Genomic DNA, 17,312 nt, shown 5'->3' on the forward strand with positions numbered 1-17,312 from the left:
ATAGGCTGGGGCGCATGGCACAGCCCCGGCGCATCGTCCTCCTGCGGCATGGCGAGTCCCAGGGGAACCACGACGACTCCGTCTACGCGCATGTCCCCGACCACGCCCTGGAACTGACGCCCAAGGGGCGCGCGCAGGCGCGGACGGCGGGGGAGCGGCTGCGGGAGGTCTTCGGCGACGAGCGCGTGTCCGCCTACGTCTCCCCCTACCGGCGCACGCACCAGACCTTCCAGCTCCTCGGCCTGAACCCCACCCGTGTGCGGGCGCGGGAGGAGCCCCGCCTGCGCGAACAGGACTGGGGCAATTGGCAGGACCGCGAGGACGTGCGGCGCCAGAAGCGGTCCCGCGACGCCTACGGCCACTTCTTCTACCGCTTCGCGCAGGGCGAGTCGGGCGCCGACGTCTACGACCGGGTGGGCGCCTTCCTGGAGAGCCTGTGGCGCAGCTTCGAGGAGCGGGACCACCCGCCGAACGTCCTGCTCGTCACGCACGGGCTGACCATGCGGCTGTTCTGCATGCGCTGGCTGCACTGGACGGTCGCCGAGTTCGAGTCGCTGTCGAACCCCGGGAACGGCGAGACCCGCGAACTGCTGCTCGGGCGTGACGGGCGCTACCACCTCGACCGCCCCTTCGAGCACTGGTACACACCCGAGCGCCCCTTCCAGGGCTGGTGCGCGTAGGCTGAGCGGGCCATGCCGTACGAACCTCCCACCCACCGTGTGGAACGCTCGATCCGCGCCACGACCGGCGCGCGTGTCGTCGCCGGTGTGGACGAGGTCGGCCGGGGAGCGTGGGCCGGGCCGGTCACGGTCTGCGCCGCCGTCACCGGGCTGCGCCGCCCGCCCGAGGGGCTGACCGACTCCAAGCTGCTCACCCCGCTGCGCAGGACCGCGCTCGCCGAGGTGCTCACCGGCTGGGTGACCGCCTTCGGGCTCGGGCACGCGTCGCCGCAGGAGATCGACACGCTCGGCATGACCGCCGCTCTCCGCCTCGCCGCCGGACGCGCCCTCGAGGCCCTGCCCGAGCGCCCCGACGCCGTCATCCTGGACGGCAAGCACGACTACCTGGGAGCCCCCTGGCGCGTCAGGACGGTCATCAAGGGCGACCAGTCCTGTGTCGCGGTGGCGGCGGCATCGGTCATCGCCAAGGTCAGGCGGGACGCGATGCTCGCGGAACTCGCGCCGCAGCATCCCGACTTCGGCTTCGACAGCAACGCGGGCTATCCCTCGCCCACGCACCGTGCGGCCCTGGAGGAGTGGGGTCCGACGCCGCACCACCGCCGTTCCTGGGCCTTTCTGGACGCCCTGCCCCGCTGGCGCCATCTGAAGCTCCCCTCCCACCGCGACGCGTCGGTCACCGAGACCCTGGAGGACGCGGGCCAGCTCGGCATCTTCTGACGCCTCCCCGGCCCGGCCACCGCTTCAAGGTCTGTCCGGCGTGTCCCGTCGCGGGACAGGCGGGATCCGCCGGACAGACCCCTATCCCTGCACCGCGAGCACGAGGGGCAGGACCGCGTCGGCCCCGGCCCGCCGCAGTGCCCTCGCCGCGAGAGCCAGCGTCCATCCGGTGTCGGTGAAGTCGTCCACGAGCAGGACCGGTCCGCCGGCGGTGGCGATCGCGGCGGCGGTGTCCGGCGGTACGGCGAGTGCCGAGGACAGCTCGGCGACGCGGCGCGCCCCGTTGCTGCGGTGCGGCGCGGGACCGGAGCGGGTCACCGTGCCGAGCAGCGGCATCCGGCCGACCGACGAGATCCGCTCGCCGAGCGACGCGACGAGCCGGGGGCGGGCGTCGGAGGCGATCGTGACCACACCGGTCGGGCGGTTCGGCGCACCGGCCTCGCCCGAGTGCCATCCGCCGGGGCCGCGTGCCCAGTCGGCGAGCATGGCGACGACGGCGTCCAGGACATCGCCGGGCAGCGGGCCGTCCCCGGCGCCGGGTGACAGGAGCGGGCGCAGCCGGTTGCCCCAGCCGATGTCCGACAGCCGGCCGAGGGCGCGACCGGTGGCGGCCTGTTCGCCCGCCGGGATGCGGCCCTTCAGGGCCACCCCGGCGGCGGCCAGACCGCTGGGCCACATGCGGCGCGGTTCGACCGCGGATCCGGCCCGCCGCAGCTCACCGCGCGCGGCCGCCAGCGCATCGGCCGGGACGCCGGGGTCGTGCACGGGGCCGGCGCAGGTGTCGCACCGGCCGCACGGCGCCGCCTTCTCGTCGTCGAGCTGCCGGCGCAGGAACTCCATGCGGCAGCCGGTGAGCGACGCGTAGGCGCGCATCGCCTCCCGCTCGCTCTCGCGCTGGCGGCTCACGCGCGCGTAGCGCTCGGCGTCGTAGGACCAGGGGCGGCCGGTGGCGCTCCAGCCGCCCTTCTCCCTGCGGACGGCGCCGTCCACGTCGAGGACCTTGAGCATGATCTCCAGGCGGGATCTGCGGAGTTCGACGCGCGGCTCGAGCGTCGGGACCGACAGGGGGCCGCCGGCCGAGGCGAGGACGTCGAGCGTGCGCCGGACCTGTTCCTCGGGCGGGAAGGCGAGCGAGGCGAAGTACCGCCAGATCGCCTCGTCCTCAGCTCCGGGCAGCAGCAGCACCTCCGCGTGTTCCACACCGCGGCCCGCACGGCCCACCTGCTGGTAGTAGGCGATGGGGGAGGCGGGTGAGCCGAGGTGGACGACGAAGCCGAGATCCGGCTTGTCGAAGCCCATGCCGAGGGCCGAGGTCGCCACGAGGGCCTTGACCCGGTTGGCCAGCAGATCGGCCTCGGCCGCCGCACGGTCGGCGTTCTCCGTGCGGCCGGTGTACGGGGCGACGCGATGGCCCCGCGCGGCGAGGTGGGCGGCGACGTCCTGGGCCATGGCGACGGTGAGGGTGTAGATGATGCCCGAGCCCGGCAGGTCGTCGAGGTGGGCGTCCAGCCAGGCCAGACGGTGTGCGGCGTCCGGCAGCGGCAGCACCGCGAGCCGGAGGCTCTCGCGGTCGAGCGGACCGCGCAGCACCAGGGCCTCCGCGGAGTCGGCGCCCGTCCCGAGCTGCTCGGCGATGTCGGCGGTCACACGCGCGTTGGCCGTGGCCGTCGTCGCGAGCACGGGGACGCCGGGGCGGAGTTCGGCGAGCATGGTGCGCAGCCGCCGGTAGTCGGGGCGGAAGTCGTGCCCCCAGTCGGAGATGCAGTGGGCCTCGTCGACGACGAGGAGCCCCGTGGTGGCGGCGAGACCGGGGAGCACGGTGTCGCGGAAGTCGGGGTTGTTCAGGCGTTCCGGGGAGACCAGCAGTACGTCCACACCGCCGTCGGCGATCTCGGCGCGCACCGTCTCCCAGTCCTCGGCGTTCGAGGAGTTGATGGTGCGGGCGCGGACCCCGGCCCGCTCGGCGGCCTCGATCTGGTTGCGCATGAGGGCGAGCAGCGGCGAGATGATCACGGTCGGTCCGCTGCCGCGCGCCCGCAGCAGCGCGGTCGCCACGAAGTACACGGCGGACTTGCCCCACCCGGTGCGCTGGACGACGAGGGCGCGCCGCCGCTCGGCGACCAGCGCCTCGACGGCGCGCCACTGGTCGGTGCGCAGCCGCGCGTCGCCGTCACCGACCAGGCGGGCCAGTACGGCGTCGGCCTCGGCGCGCAGCGCTGCGTCCGCCTGGCCGGGGTGGGCGGGTGATCCCGCGGGTGAGTTCCGCATGCCCTCATGCAACCGGACCGGGCGGGCCGTCCGCCACTCCGCCCTGTGGACAACTCCCCATCGCGCCGATCATCCGATGATCGCCCGTGCCTGTGGACAACGGCCGACGCCGACCGCCGCGTCCGGCGCATGCTCCTCGGCATGACACGACACAGCGCTTCGTTCCCGTTCCTCCCGCCGTCCGCCGACCGCGGCCCGATCCTCCGCGGCCCGGCCGAACTGGCCGCCGCCCTGCCCCATCTCCTCGGCTACCGGCCCGACGACTCCATCGTCCTCATCGGACTGCACGGACCGCGCGGATCGCTGGGCGGCCGCATCCGCACCGGCATCCCGCGCGACCCCGCCCGCTGGAACGAGACGGCCGACCACCTGGCGGCCTGTCTCGCGCGAACCGGCGGGAAACCGGGCGGCGGGCCGGACGCGGCGATCGTCTGCCTGTGCCAGGAGCCACCGCCGGGAGCCCCGGCGGCCGCGGCCGCCGAACGCCTGACGCCGCTCGCCCAGCGGCTGCGGACGGCCTGCGGTGCCCTCGACATCCCCGTCGTCGAGGCGCTGTACGTCGCGCACGACCGTTTCTGGTCGTACTGCAGCCCCGGGACCGACGGCTTCGCGGAGGAGGGCAGCCCCCTTCCGCGGGGCTGGGCGTCGCCGCTCGCCGCGGCGGCCTCCGGCACCCGGCCGCCCGGCTCGCTCGCGGAGATCGAGCGGCGGCTCACCCCGGGGGCCGGCATCCTCGTCGCGCCCCAGGTCCGTGCCTTCGACGAGGTCATCGGCGCACTGCTGCCCCGCATGATCGGCGACGCGGTGGGGGTCGCCGCCGTGCGCGCCGAGACCCAGGAACTGGCCGAGCGGCTGGTGCGGCGTCTGCGGCGCGCCGGGGGCTGCGAGGAGCGCGGACCGTCGGCCGCCGACGCCAGGGACGACGCCCTCATCACCTCCGCGGAGGCCGCCCGCCTCGTCGTCGGACTCGACGACAGAACCGCCCGCGACCGTGCCGCCGAGTGGATGGAGGGCACCGACGCGCCCCACGCCCTGCGGCTGTGGTCGGCGCTCGCGCGCCGCTGCGTCGCCGAGTACGCGGGGTACGCGGCCGCCCCCCTCACGCTGGCCGGGTGGGTCCTGTGGTCGACCGGGGATCCCGCCGGGGCGCGGATCGCGCTCGGGCACGCGCTGTGCGCCGACCCCGAGTACACCTTCGCCAGGCTGCTGGAGCAGGCGTGCCGCGAGGGGATCGATCCTGAGCCGCTGCGGCAGACCATGCGGCGGGAGCGGGCGGATCGCACGCGCCGGGCGGGGGGTTCCGGCGCCCTATGATCACGGCATGCCCTACGACCCGTCGGACTTCCCGCCGTTCGCCGTCACCGTCGATCTGGTCGTGCTCACCGTCCGCCGGCACGCGCTGTGCGCGCTCACCGTCCGCCGGGGGGAGGAGCCCCATCGCGGGGAGTGGGCGCTCCCCGGCGGATTCGTCCGGACCGACGAGGACCTGGCGTCGGCCGCCGCGCGCGAACTGGCCGAGGAGACGGGGCTGCGCACCCAGGATTCCGGCAGCCACGCCGCGGCCCACCTCGAACAGCTCGCCACCTACGGCGATCCGGGCCGCGACCCCCGGATGCGGGTGGTCAGCGTCGCGCATCTGGTGCTGGCGCCCGACCTCCCGGCACCCACCCCCGGTGGCGACGCGGGCGGCGCTGAGTGGACACCGGTCGGCCGGCTGATGGGCGGCGCGGCGGAGGAGCGGCTCGCCTTCGACCACGCGCGGATCCTCGCGGACGGAGTGGAGCGCGCGCGCTCCAAGATCGAGTACTCGTCGCTCGCCGCCGCCTTCTGCCCGCCCGAGTTCACGGTGGGGGAACTGCGCCGGGTGTACGAGGCGGTGTGGGGTGTCTCCCTCGATCCCCGGAACTTCCACCGCAAGGTGACCGGTACGCCGGGGTTCCTCGTGCCGGTGGGCGGCACCACGACCCGGCAGGGCGGCCGTCCCGCCCAGCTCTTCCGGGCGGGCGGCGCCACCGTGCTCAATCCGCCGATGCTCCGTCCCGAGGTCTGACCCCGAGGCCGGGCGGAGGCGTCCGGTCCCGGGCTCCGCAACATCCGCGCGTTGCCCGGAAAATCCGTTTTGTCCCGTTAGGGTGCCTGCAGTGCACGCTCGACGGGAGAATCGATGATCCAGGCCATCGGACTCACCGGCGTCGCCCGGCGCGGCCGGCCGCCGGCAGTTGACGACCTCACCTTCGAGGCGCGCCCCGGCCATGTGACGGCGCTGCTCGGGCCATCGGGAGCCGGCAAGTCCACCGCGCTCCGGCTCATGCTCCAACTCACCCCGGGGCGGGGCGTCGCGCTGTTCCGGGGCAGGCCCCTGTCCCTGGTGCCTCACCCGTCGCGCGAGATCGGCACCCTCCTCGGCGACGTGCCCGGGCATCCGCGCCGCACCGCGCTCGGACACCTGCGGATGCTCGCCGCCGCGGCCGGGGTCCCCGCCTCCCGCGCCGAGGAGGTTCTCGACGTCGTGGGGCTCAGCGGGCTCGCCGGCCAGCGGCTCGGCCTGTTCTCGCGGGGCATGGACCGCAGGCTCGGGCTGGCGATCGCCCTCCTCGGCGACCCGCACACCCTCGTCCTGGACGAACCGGCCGACGGCTTGTCCCCCCGTGAAACCGCCTGGTTGCACGGCCTGCTGCGCGGCTACGCCGACCAGGGCGGCACCGTGCTCGTCACCGCGCGCGACGCGGAGCGGACCGCCGCGCTCGCCGACCGCGTGGTGAGCCTCGCGCACGGGCGGCTCGTCGCCGACCAGCTCGCGCACGATTTCGCCCGCACCCGCCTGCGTCCCCGCGTGGCCGTCCACACCCCGCACGCGGAACGGCTCGCCGCCGCCCTGGCGCAGGAGTTCCGGCACCGGGAGGCGGGCGCCGGGGGGCCGGCCGAAGCCGTCCGCGAGTCCGGGACCCGCATCTCCGTGTACGGCAGCACCTGCGCCGTCGTGGGCGAGATCGCGTACCGGCACCACATCGTCGTCCACCAACTCGCCGACGAGATCGGTGACTCGGGGGACCGCAGCGCCGCCGGGCCGCTGCACCGCGCGGACGGCCGGGCCGCTCCCACCGCCACCCACGTACCGGTCGCACGCCCGGCTCCCGGTACCGACTCCGGTTCCCTGGTCGGAGCCGATGCCCTGTCGCAGTCCGGTCCCGGTGACCACTCCGACCATGAAGGGGAGGATCCGCGGGCACTCCGGCCCCCTCCGGCGCTGCCGCCACGCCTGTCCACCCTCCCCACCGCCGGACCGACTTGGCCGCTGCGCTACGAACTGCGGCGGTGGACCGGTGTCCGCACCGGCTGGGTCCTCATGGTCACCGCCCTCGTCGCAGGACTCGGCACGGCCCTGTGGCTCCAATCGGCCGGCGTGCGCCCGCTGGAACGCGCCCTCACCGGCTGGGCGGAACCGCTGCCGCTGCCCCCCGTCGCCATGGCGGCCGGCCTGCTCGGGGCGCTCGCGTTCGGACAGGAGTTCCGCTACCCGGCGCTCGCGCCCGCGCGCGTCCCGGTGGCCCGCAGGCTCTCGCTCCTCACCGGAAAACTGATCGTCTCCAGTGCGGCCGCGCTCGCCCTGTGCTGCGGCACCATCGTCCTCAACTCCGCGGCGCTCCACCTCTTCCTCCCGCAGCGGACGCCCGGTGTCGACGCCTGGGACACCGCGTTCCAGGGAATCGCCGTGCTCACCGTGGGCTGCGCGTGGGCCGGTGTTCTCGCCGCCGGGATCTTCCGCTCCACGCTCGTCGGGCTCGCCGCCGTGGCGGCCGTGCCGCTGGGGGCGGCGCCCGCGCTCCGCGCCTTCCTCGACAGCCCGGCGGGCGCGTCGCTCGACGGACTCCCGGGGCGCTTCCAGGCGCTCACCACCCTTCCGTTCCCGTTCGGAGTCGATCGCTGGCTGTCCGCTTCCGCGCACCTCGCACCCCAGCCGGTCGGCTGGGCACTGGCCCTCTCACTGACCGTGCTCCTCGGCGGATACGCGCTGATCAGCCTGCGCAACGGACTGCGCTGAACCACCCGTGCCCGTCCGGGCGCACCCGGCACCCGCGCCGGTGCGCCTTCCAACTTCCCAGTCCAGGCCCGCAATGTGCGTGGGGAGTCCATTTCCTTCCGGTTAGACGTCAATTATGCAGGAGTCGCCGATCACCCTTTCGTGTGCTTTTCACCAAAGACCTCAAGGTGCCAACGGGCGTCGCCGACAAAGGAGGCGTGACTACCCTTGCGCACTCGATGATGACCACCTCCCGCTCGGCCGAGGCCGGGCCGGCGCCCACCGGCGGCCTCGACCGGTACTCGTACGCCGAGTCCACCGGCGCCGCACGCACCACCAACGCCCTCGCCTGGGACACCGGCGACTCCGACATGGCCCGCGTCGGCCGCCGTACCGCGGGCAGCCGCGGCCGCGGCCTGCACGGGCAACTCGTCCAGCAGCTCGGCCAGATGATCGTCTCCGGCGACCTGGGCGCGGACCGCCCGCTGGTCCCCGAGGAGATCGGGCAGCGGTTCGAGGTCTCGCGCACCGTGGTCCGCGAGTCCCTGCGGGTCCTGGAGGCCAAGGGCCTCGTCAGCGCCCGCCCCAACGTCGGCACCCGCGTCCGCCCCGTCGGCGACTGGAACCTGCTCGACCCCGACATCATCGAGTGGCGGGCGTTCGGCCCGCAGCGCGAGGACCAGCGCCGGGAGCTGAGCGAACTCCGGCTCACCATCGAGCCCCTCGCGGCGCGCCTGGCCGCGGGCGACACCCGCGAGGAGGTCCGCCAGCGCCTGGGCGACATGGTCGAGATCATGAACCACGCCCTCGGCCAGGGCGACGCCCTCACCTTCTCGCGCGCCGACGCCGAGTTCCACGCCCTCCTGCTCCAGGCCGCGGGCAACCGCATGCTGGAGCACCTCTCGGGGATCGTCGGCGCGGCCCTCCAGGTGTCCGGCGGGGTCGCGTCCGGCTGCGAGCACCCGACCGAGGCGTCCGTCGGGCTCCACCAGCGCATCCTGGAGGCCATCACCGCCGGCGAGCCGGGTGCCGCCGAGGCCGCCATGCGGCACCTGCTGGCCGCTCCGGCCGAGACTCCGGCGGCCGGCCAGCCGGCCGCCGCGGGCGCCGGCGCCGACCATGTCGTTCCCGCCCCGCGCGAGCACTGACCGCCCTTCCGGCACCCCGCGCTCGGCGTCACGGAGCGTCGTCGGGGCCGGCCATCGCCGGGCTCCGGCGGCGCATGCGCACCGCCCGTCACCCTCGGCAGCGCGGGTGTGACTCGCGCCACGCCGAAGCCGCGTAACGCTTCGGGAAGCAGCGCGATGTCCCAAGAGGTGGCCGCGGCGGCCGGACGAACGTCCGGTCCCAGGCCCACCGCAACCGTCGGCGCCGTGTGCCGGCGGTCAGGGTTCCGCTTCCCTTGAGCGGGCTCCAAGCCGTTCCCAGAGTTTCCGAGAGGTTGTTCGTGTCGGCCAGCACTTCCCGTACTCTCCCCGCGGAGATCGCCGAGTCCAATTCTGTGATGGCGCTCATCGAACGGGGAAAGGCTGAGGGGCAGATCGCCGGCGACGATGTGCGCCGGGCCTTCGAGGCCGACCAGATCCCGTCAACCCAGTGGAAGAACGTTCTGCGCAGCCTCAACCAGATCCTCGACGAGGAAGGCGTGACGCTGATGGTGAGTGCCGCCGAGGCGCCCAAGCGCACCCGGAAGAGTGGCGTCGCGAAGACGACGGCCAAGCGCACCGTGACCAAGACCGTGGCGGCCAAGACCGTTCCGGCGAAGAAGGCCACGGCCGTGGTACGCCCGCAGGATCCGTCCGTGGACGGTGACGGCGCCGCGGCGGACGGCCCCGCCGCGCCGCAGCGGCCGGCCGCCGCGAAGAAGGCCGCGGCCAAGAAGGCGCCCGCGAAGAAGACCGCGGCCAAGAAGACGGTGACGAGGAAGACCGCGGCGAAGAAGACCGCCGGGGGCAAGGACGAGCCGGCGAAGAAGGAGATCGTCGACGAGTTCCTCGACGGCGACGAGGAGACGCTGGAGGAGCCGACCGAGCGCGCCGTGCGTGCCGGTGCCGCCGACGCCCCCGAGGGCAAGCAGGAGAACGAGGGCTTCGTCCTGTCGGACGACGACGAGGACGACGCCCCGGCCCAGCAGGTCGCCGCGGCCGGCGCCACCGCCGACCCCGTCAAGGACTACCTCAAGCAGATCGGCAAGGTCCCCCTGCTCAACGCCGAGCAGGAGGTCGAGCTTGCCAAGCGCATCGAGGCGGGCCTGTTCGCCGAGGACAAACTCGCCGGCGCCGACAAGATCGCCCCCAAGCTGCGGCGCGAACTGGAGATCATCTCCGAGGACGGCCGCCGGGCGAAGAACCACCTGCTGGAGGCCAACCTCCGCCTCGTCGTCTCCCTGGCCAAGCGCTACACGGGCCGCGGCATGCTCTTCCTCGACCTCATCCAGGAGGGCAACCTCGGCCTGATCCGTGCCGTCGAGAAGTTCGACTACACCAAGGGCTACAAGTTCTCCACCTACGCCACCTGGTGGATCCGGCAGGCGATCACCCGGGCGATGGCCGACCAGGCGCGCACCATCCGCATCCCGGTGCACATGGTCGAGGTGATCAACAAGCTCGCCCGCGTCCAGCGCCAGATGCTCCAGGACCTCGGCCGTGAGCCCACGCCGGAGGAGCTGGCCAAGGAGCTGGACATGACGCCCGAGAAGGTCGTCGAGGTCCAGAAGTACGGCCGTGAGCCGATCTCGCTGCACACCCCGCTGGGCGAGGACGGCGACAGCGAGTTCGGTGACCTGATCGAGGACTCCGAGGCCGTGGTGCCGGCGGACGCGGTGAGCTTCACGCTGCTCCAGGAGCAGCTGCACTCCGTCCTCGACACGCTCAGTGAGCGTGAGGCGGGTGTCGTCTCGATGCGCTTCGGTCTCACCGACGGGCAGCCGAAGACGCTGGACGAGATCGGCAAGGTCTACGGCGTGACGCGCGAGCGCATCCGGCAGATCGAGTCCAAGACCATGTCGAAGCTGCGGCACCCGTCGCGCTCCCAGGTCCTGCGGGACTACCTGGACTGATCCGGGACCGGACGAGGGCACACGTACGGCCGCCCCTCCCCCCACACCGGGGGAGGGGCGGCCGTACGTCTGTCAGGGGCATGGGCGCGGGTGGGATGCGCAGAGGGCTGCCTCGGGGCCGTGCAGCGGCCCGAGGGGCGCTCCCGGAGCCCGCTCGGGGCCTTCCGCCGTGTGTGGTGGCACGCGGAATACGCCCGTGACGGAGCGAGCGGGTGGAGCGAAGGGCGGTCATCCCCGGTGGGACCGGTGGACGACCGCCCCGGCCCGGCGCGGCCGGGCACAGCCCGTCGTCGGGAGAGTGCGGAACGTCAGGGAATCACCGCTCGTCTTCGTGAGCGGTCGCGGGAGTCGCGGTCAGCTTCTCCGTCTCGTCCTGTATTTCCGCGGCGATCTTCTTGAGCTCGGGCTCGAACTTGCGGCCGTGGTGGGCGCAGAAGAGCAGCTCTCCGCCGCTGGTGAGGACCACGCGGAGATACGCCTGGGCACCACAGCGATCGCAGCGGTCCCCGGCCGTCAGCGGGGTCGCGGGGGTCAGAACAGTAGTCACGTCGCCTCTTCTCTAGCTCGACGAGCTGTCGTACCAGGGACAACATCCAACCAGGCCGAGAACGTTCCCGCTCGCGGCTTTCTTCCAAAGGTTTCTTCCGGGATGGCCGGACGCTGCCCGGTGGCGGCGAATGAGCCGTATTGCGGTGTTGTCGCTTCGTTAACGCATGTCGAGTGGTGGTTGTTCCTGCCTGCTGCCCCGGGGTCCCGGGGCTTCCCTTCCGTTCAGAAGGACGTGCCCGGAGCCTAAAGGGTTCATGCCTCGAAGGGAACGTGATGTACACGTCACCCAGACGAGTTATCGAACACGTGAGCGACGCTCGGTTACCCTGGATCTTCCCGGGGAGCCGCGCAACCGCTCCACAGAGCCTCGGTACCCTCTGAGCGGCGACTGCCACCCGATTTGGATTCAGCGAGGAGCGAACTGCGTGACCGCCGACACGTCCGTGCCAACCGCCGCACTGCTGAACGGGCCCGACGACGGTGGCACCTACACCGCGCGTCACCTGCTCGTTCTGGAGGGCCTCGAGGCGGTGCGCAAGCGCCCCGGCATGTACATCGGGTCCACCGACAGCCGCGGGCTCATGCACTGCCTCTGGGAGATCATCGACAACTCGGTCGACGAGGCCCTGGGCGGCCACTGCGACCGGATCGACGTCCTCCTCCACGAGGACGGCTCCCTGGAGGTCCGGGACAACGGGCGCGGCATCCCCGTGGACATCGAGCCCAAGACCGGCCTGTCGGGCGTCGAGGTCGTGATGACCAAGCTCCACGCCGGCGGCAAGTTCGGCGGCGGCGCCTATGCGGCCTCCGGCGGCCTGCACGGCGTCGGAGCCTCCGTCGTGAACGCCCTGTCCGCCCGTCTGGACGTCGAGGTGGACCTGGGCGGCCACACGCACGCCATCAGCTTCCGCCGCGGCACGCCGGGCGCGTTCAGCGGAAAGGGTCCCGACGCCCCGTTCGAGGCGGCCGGCGGCCTGCGGAAGGTCAGGAAGGTCCCGAAGGCCAGGAGGGGCACCCGGGTCCGCTACTGGGCCGATCGCCAGATCTTCCTGAAGGACGCCCGCCTCTCCCTGGACACGCTCCACGCCCGCGCGCGGCAGACGGCGTTCCTCGTCCCGGGCCTCACCATCACCGTCCGTGACGAGCGCGGTGTCGACGGTGCGGAGCCGACCGAGGAGGTCTTCCGCTACGACGGGGGCATCAGCGAGTTCTGCGAGTACCTGGCGCCGGACAAGCCCGTGTGCGACGTGCTGCGGCTGACCGGGCAGGGCACGTTCAAGGAGACGGTCCCCGTCCTCGACGACCGGGGCCACATGATCCCCACGGAGGTCAAGCGCGACCTCGACGTCGATGTTGCCCTGCGCTGGGGCACCGGCTACGAGACGACGCTCAAGTCGTTCGTCAACATCATCGCCACCCCCAAGGGCGGGACGCACGTCGCGGGCTTCGAGCGCGCCGTCATGCGCGGTGTGAACGACGCGCTGCGCTCCGCGAAGCTGCTGCGGGTCGCGGAGGACGACATCGTCAAGGACGATGCCCTGGAGGGGCTCACGGCCGTGGTGACGGTCCGGCTGGCCGAGCCGCAGTTCGAGGGGCAGACGAAGGAGGTCCTCGGCACGTCGGCGGCGTCCAGGATCGTGGCGCAGGTCGTGGGCAAGGAGCTGAAGGCGTTCCTCACCTCGACCAAGCGCGACGCGAAGCAGCAGGCCCGCGCGGTCCTGGAGAAGGCCGTCGCGGCGGCCCGCACGCGGATCGCCGCCCGGCAGCACAAGGAGGCGCAGCGCCGCAAGACGGCCCTCGAGTCCTCGGCGCTGCCGGCGAAGCTGGCCGACTGCCGCAGCGACGACGTGGACCGCAGCGAGCTGTTCATCGTCGAGGGCGACAGCGCGCTCGGCACGGCCAAGCTCGCGCGGAACTCGGAGTTCCAGGCGCTGCTGCCCATCCGCGGCAAGATCCTCAACGTCCAGAAGTCGTCCGTCTCCGACATGCTGAAGAACGCCGAGTGCGGCGCGATCATCCAGGTGATAGGAGCTGGGTCGGGGCGGACGTTCGACATCGACCAGGCGCGGTACGGCCGTGTCATCTTCCTCGCCGACGCGGACGTGGACGGCGCGCACATCCGCTGCCTGCTGCTGACCCTCTTCCAGCGCTACATGCGGCCCATGGTGGAGCAGGGGCGCGTCTTCTCGGCCGTTCCGCCGCTGCACCGCATCGAGCTGAGCAACCCGAGGAAGGGGCAGGAGAAGTACCTCTACACCTACTCGGACAACGAACTGCGCGAGACGCTGCTGGACCTGGAGCGCCGCGGCGTCCGGTACAAGGAGTCCATCCAGCGGTACAAGGGCCTCGGCGAGATGGACGCCGACCAGCTCGCGGAGACCACCATGGACCCGCGCAAGCGCACCCTGCGGCGGATCAACATCAGCGATCTCGACGCGGCCGAGGAGGCGTTCAGCCTGCTGATGGGCAATGAGGTGGCGCCGCGCCGCGAGTTCATCGCGAGTTCGGCCGCGACGCTGGACCGCTCCCGCATCGACACCTGACGCGGACCCCGTACGGACCCCGGGCCGGCTCTCCGGTCCGGGGTCCGCCTGTTCGACCGTTGCAATTTTCTTGCGTCAATTGCGTTAGCCTTGCGCGCATGACACGACGACTTGCTCAGGTAGCGCAGAAGGTGGGGGTCAGCGAGGCGACGGTCAGCCGGGTCCTCAACGGCAAGCCCGGGGTCTCGGAGGCGACCCGGCAGGCCGTGCTGACCGCGCTGGACGTCCTCGGGTACGAGCGGCCCACCCAACTGCGCGGTGAGCGCGGCCGGCTGGTGGGTCTCGTCCTGCCCGAGCTCCAGAACCCGATCTTCCCCGCCTTCGCCGAGGTGCTCGGCGGCGTCCTGGCGCAGCGGGGCCTGGTGCCCGTGCTGTGCACCCAGACGCCCGGCGGCATCAAGGAGACCGACTACGTCGATCTGCTCCTCCAGCAGCAGGTGTCCGGTGTGATCTTCGCCGGCGGTCTGTACGCCCAGGGCGACGCGTCGCACGACCACTACCGGCTGCTCGCCGAACGGCGGCTGCCCGTCGTACTGATCAACGCCTCCGTGCCCGGCCTGCCCTTCCCCCGCGTGTCCTGCGACGACGCGGTCGCGGTGGAGCAGGCGTGGCGGCATCTGACCTCGCTCGGGCACGAGCGGATCGGTCTCGTGCTCGGGCCGCCCGACCACATGCCGTCGCAGCGCAAGCTCGCGGCGGCCGTCGCCGCGGCGGAGGCGGGGGGCGGCGAACTGCCCGAGGAGCGGGTCGCCCGTGCCATGTACACCCTGGAGGGCGGGCAGGCGGCGACCGTGACCCTGCTGGAGCGGGGGGTGACCGGTGTGATCTGCGCCAGCGACATCATCGCCCTCGGTGCGGTGCGGGCGGCGCGCAGGCGCGGCCTTTCGGTGCCGGGCGACCTGTCGGTGGTCGGGTTCGACGACTCGGCCCTCATGACCAGCACCTCCCCGCCGCTGAGCACGGTGCGGCAGCCGATCGAGGCCATGGGCCGGGCCGCGGTGGACGTGCTGGCGGCCCAGTTCGGGGGCCGGGACGTCCCCCACGATGAGCTGCTGTTCGCACCTGAACTCGTGGTGCGGGAATCGACCGGTCCGATGCTCGGTGGATGTCGATCCGGCGTCTGATTCTTTCAAGGCGTGCGCGATATCTTGCGCGCTGCTGACGGCGGTGGTTGAGTGTGCGCCACTCTTCAGCCATGCCTGACGAAGGAGTCATCCATGACGCACAGCGCGCGCCGCCGCCGTACGGCGCTGGCGACCACGACCGTCCTCGCGCTCGCGCTCGCCGCCTGTTCCTCCGACGGGGACGGCGGCGAGGGGGCGGACGGCAGGATCCGGCTGGACATCAACGGCCAGCCGCCCGGCACCGACGCCCGCGAGCTGCGCATCTTCGAGGCGGAGATCGCCGCCTTCGAGGAGGCCCACCCCGAGATCGACATCGTTCCGCACGAGGGCTTCATGGAGCCCGAGACCTTCAACACCCGCATCGCCAGCGGTGACCTGGAGGACGTGTTCTACGTCTACTTCACCGACCCCGCCCGCCTGATCGAGCAGGGATACGCGGCCGACATCACCGACCACCTGGCCGACGTGCCCCACCTCGACGAGGTGAAGCCGGAGCTGAACCAGGTCTTCCAGGACGCGGAGGGCCGCCAGTACGGCATACCCACCGCCAACTACTCGATGGGCCTCCTCTACAACCGAGACCTCTTCGAGCAGGCCGGGCTCGACCCCGACGCACCCCCCACCACCTGGGACGAGGTCCGCGAGGCGTCCGACGCGATCGCCGACATCGGCGGCGGCGTGACCGGCTACGGCGAATGCGCCATCGACAACACCGGCGGCTGGCACCTGACCAGCGAGATCTACTCACGCGGCGGCGAGGTCGCGACCCAGGACGGCGACCGCTGGCGGGCCGCGTTCAACGACGCCCCCGCCCGCGAGATGCTGGAGACGCTCCACGCCATGCGCTGGGAGGACGACTCCATGGGCAGCGACCAGATGCGGTCCTGCGAGGACCTGATGATCGCCATGGGCGCCGGCCAGCTCGGCATGTACGTGGCCGCTCCCGACAACATCCCCACCATCGTGCGCCAGTACGAGGGCACGTACGAGAACCTGGGGCTCGCCCCCATCCCGGACGGACAGGGCACCCTCATCGGCGGCGAGGGCTACATGATCAACGCGAACGCGTCGCCCGAGGTGATCGAGGCCGCCCTCACCTGGCTCCAGTGGCGGTTCGTCAACCCCGACGAGACCGAGCGCCGCATCCAGCAGCGGCTGGACGACGACCAGCCGGTCGGCCTGCCCATGCCCCCCACCCCCGACATCTGGGTGGACGGCGAGACCCGCGACGCGGTCGAGGCACTCAAGGAGGAGCACGCCAACGTGCCGGTCGGCAACGTGGCCCCGTTCATGGACGCCGCCCCCTCCATCCCGGGCCGGATCGAACCGCCGTCCGCCCAGGAGGTCTACGCCATCCTCGACGGGGTCGTGCAGGGCGTGCTGACCGACCGCGACGCGGACATCCAGGGACTCCTGGACGACGCCGAGCAGCAGGTCAACAGCGTCTACGACGCCCTCTGACATGGCCACCCCCGCAACGCGCCGCCGGCTGGCGGAGCACGTCACCGCCTACGGCTTCCTGTGCGCCGCGCTCGTCGTCTTCTCCCTCTTCGCCTGGTACCCGGTCCTCCGCAACGTGCTGCTGAGCTTCCAGGAGGTGAACTTCGTCCGCGGCACGAGCTGGGTCGGCCTGGACAACTTCACCCGCGTCCTGGACGACCCGCTGTTCGCCACGGCCTGGCGCAACACCGCCGTCTTCTCGCTCTACGCCCTGGTCCTCGGCTTCGGCGTGCCCTTCGTGACGGCCGTCCTCATCAACGAGTTCCGGCACGCGAGGGCGTTCTTCCGGGTCCTCGTCTACCTGCCGGTGATGCTGCCCCCGGTCGTCGTGTCCCTGATGTGGCGGTGGTTCTACCAGCCGGAGGGCGGTCTGATCAACGAGGTGCTCGGCACCGCGGGACTGCCCACCCCCGACTGGACCAACGCGTCGGACACCGCGCTGATCTCCCTGGTCATCGTCTCGACCTGGGCGAACATGGGCACCGCGACCCTCATCTACCTCGCGGCACTCCAGACGATCCCCGGCGAGCTGTACGAGTCGGCGGAGCTGGACGGCGCCGGCGTCCTGAAGCGCCTGTGGCACGTCACCATCCCGCAGACCCGCTTCGTCATCCTGATGCTCCTGTTGCTCCAAGTGATCGCCACGATGCAGGTCTTCACCGAACCCTTCGTGATGACCGGCGGCGGCCCCCAGGACTCGACCGTCACGGTGATGCTCCTCATCTACCGCTACGCGTTCCGCTACAACGACTTCGGCGCCGCCAGCGCGATGAGCCTGATGCTGCTCCTGGTGCTCGCCGTCTTCTCCGCCGCCTACCTGCGGGTCACCCGCGGCAGGCAGAACTGAGGCCC

General features: G+C 72.4%; 13 protein-coding genes. 11 read left to right on the forward strand and 2 right to left on the reverse strand.

The window, feature by feature from the left end:
* Positions 1–14 precede the first annotated feature (14 nt).
* Positions 15–680: a histidine phosphatase family protein gene (locus EMA09_RS22700; RefSeq protein ID WP_129842830.1), complete on the forward strand. Its 666-nt coding sequence runs from the start codon at positions 15–17 to the stop codon at positions 678–680.
* A gap of 12 nt (positions 681–692) precedes the next feature.
* The gene (locus EMA09_RS22705; RefSeq protein WP_129842831.1) at positions 693–1,397 is read left to right on the forward strand and encodes a ribonuclease HII; all 705 of its coding nucleotides are present in this window, start codon (positions 693–695) and stop codon (positions 1,395–1,397) included.
* A gap of 81 nt (positions 1,398–1,478) precedes the next feature.
* Here the strand turns inward: EMA09_RS22705 and EMA09_RS22710 are convergent, their stop codons facing one another.
* Entirely contained in the window at positions 1,479–3,665 is a 2,187-nt protein-coding gene (locus EMA09_RS22710; RefSeq protein ID WP_129842832.1) for a RecQ family ATP-dependent DNA helicase, read from the reverse strand.
* A gap of 141 nt (positions 3,666–3,806) precedes the next feature.
* Between EMA09_RS22710 and EMA09_RS22715 the strand changes: the two genes are divergently transcribed.
* The 5 genes from EMA09_RS22715 (at position 3,807) to EMA09_RS22735 (ending at position 10,744) form a co-directional block, all read left to right on the forward strand.
* Positions 3,807–4,979 carry a DUF4192 domain-containing protein gene (locus EMA09_RS22715; protein WP_168220785.1) on the forward strand — a complete coding sequence of 391 codons (1,173 nt, stop codon included), beginning with the start codon at positions 3,807–3,809 and terminating at the stop codon, positions 4,977–4,979.
* 7 nt (positions 4,980–4,986) lie between these two features.
* A complete protein-coding gene (locus tag EMA09_RS22720) occupies positions 4,987–5,715 on the forward strand; it encodes an NUDIX domain-containing protein (RefSeq protein WP_129842834.1) in 729 nt (242 codons plus the stop codon).
* A gap of 114 nt (positions 5,716–5,829) precedes the next feature.
* On the forward strand, positions 5,830–7,707 hold the full coding sequence (locus tag EMA09_RS22725) for an ATP-binding cassette domain-containing protein (protein ID WP_129842835.1): 1,878 nt from the start codon (positions 5,830–5,832) through the stop codon (positions 7,705–7,707).
* Between the two features lie 143 nt (positions 7,708–7,850).
* Positions 7,851–8,834 (forward strand): FCD domain-containing protein, encoded by a 984-nt coding sequence (locus tag EMA09_RS22730; RefSeq protein ID WP_129842836.1) that lies wholly within the window; start codon positions 7,851–7,853, stop codon positions 8,832–8,834.
* A gap of 299 nt (positions 8,835–9,133) precedes the next feature.
* Positions 9,134–10,744 (forward strand): RNA polymerase sigma factor, encoded by a 1,611-nt coding sequence (locus EMA09_RS22735; protein ID WP_276324196.1) that lies wholly within the window; start codon positions 9,134–9,136, stop codon positions 10,742–10,744.
* Between the two features lie 316 nt (positions 10,745–11,060).
* On the opposite strand, the gene EMA09_RS22740 is transcribed toward EMA09_RS22735, so the two are convergent.
* The gene (locus EMA09_RS22740; protein ID WP_129842838.1) at positions 11,061–11,291 is read right to left on the reverse strand and encodes a hypothetical protein; all 231 of its coding nucleotides are present in this window, start codon (positions 11,289–11,291) and stop codon (positions 11,061–11,063) included.
* A gap of 427 nt (positions 11,292–11,718) precedes the next feature.
* Between EMA09_RS22740 and EMA09_RS22745 the strand changes: the two genes are divergently transcribed.
* From EMA09_RS22745 to EMA09_RS22760, 4 genes are all read left to right on the forward strand, one after another.
* Positions 11,719–13,836 (forward strand): DNA topoisomerase IV subunit B, encoded by a 2,118-nt coding sequence (locus EMA09_RS22745; protein ID WP_129842839.1) that lies wholly within the window; start codon positions 11,719–11,721, stop codon positions 13,834–13,836.
* Between the two features lie 98 nt (positions 13,837–13,934).
* The gene (locus tag EMA09_RS22750) at positions 13,935–14,960 is read left to right on the forward strand and encodes a LacI family DNA-binding transcriptional regulator (protein ID WP_129842840.1); all 1,026 of its coding nucleotides are present in this window, start codon (positions 13,935–13,937) and stop codon (positions 14,958–14,960) included.
* Positions 14,961–15,053: 93 nt separating this feature from the next.
* The gene (locus EMA09_RS22755; protein ID WP_129842841.1) at positions 15,054–16,421 is read left to right on the forward strand and encodes an extracellular solute-binding protein; all 1,368 of its coding nucleotides are present in this window, start codon (positions 15,054–15,056) and stop codon (positions 16,419–16,421) included.
* A gap of 1 nt (position 16,422) precedes the next feature.
* Positions 16,423–17,307 carry a sugar ABC transporter permease gene (locus EMA09_RS22760; protein WP_129842842.1) on the forward strand — a complete coding sequence of 295 codons (885 nt, stop codon included), beginning with the start codon at positions 16,423–16,425 and terminating at the stop codon, positions 17,305–17,307.
* Positions 17,308–17,312: the final 5 nt, after the last annotated feature.

Origin of the sequence: Streptomyces sp. RFCAC02 (genome assembly GCF_004193175.1) — a bacterium.
Lineage (GTDB): Bacteria > Actinomycetota > Actinomycetes > Streptomycetales > Streptomycetaceae > Streptomyces.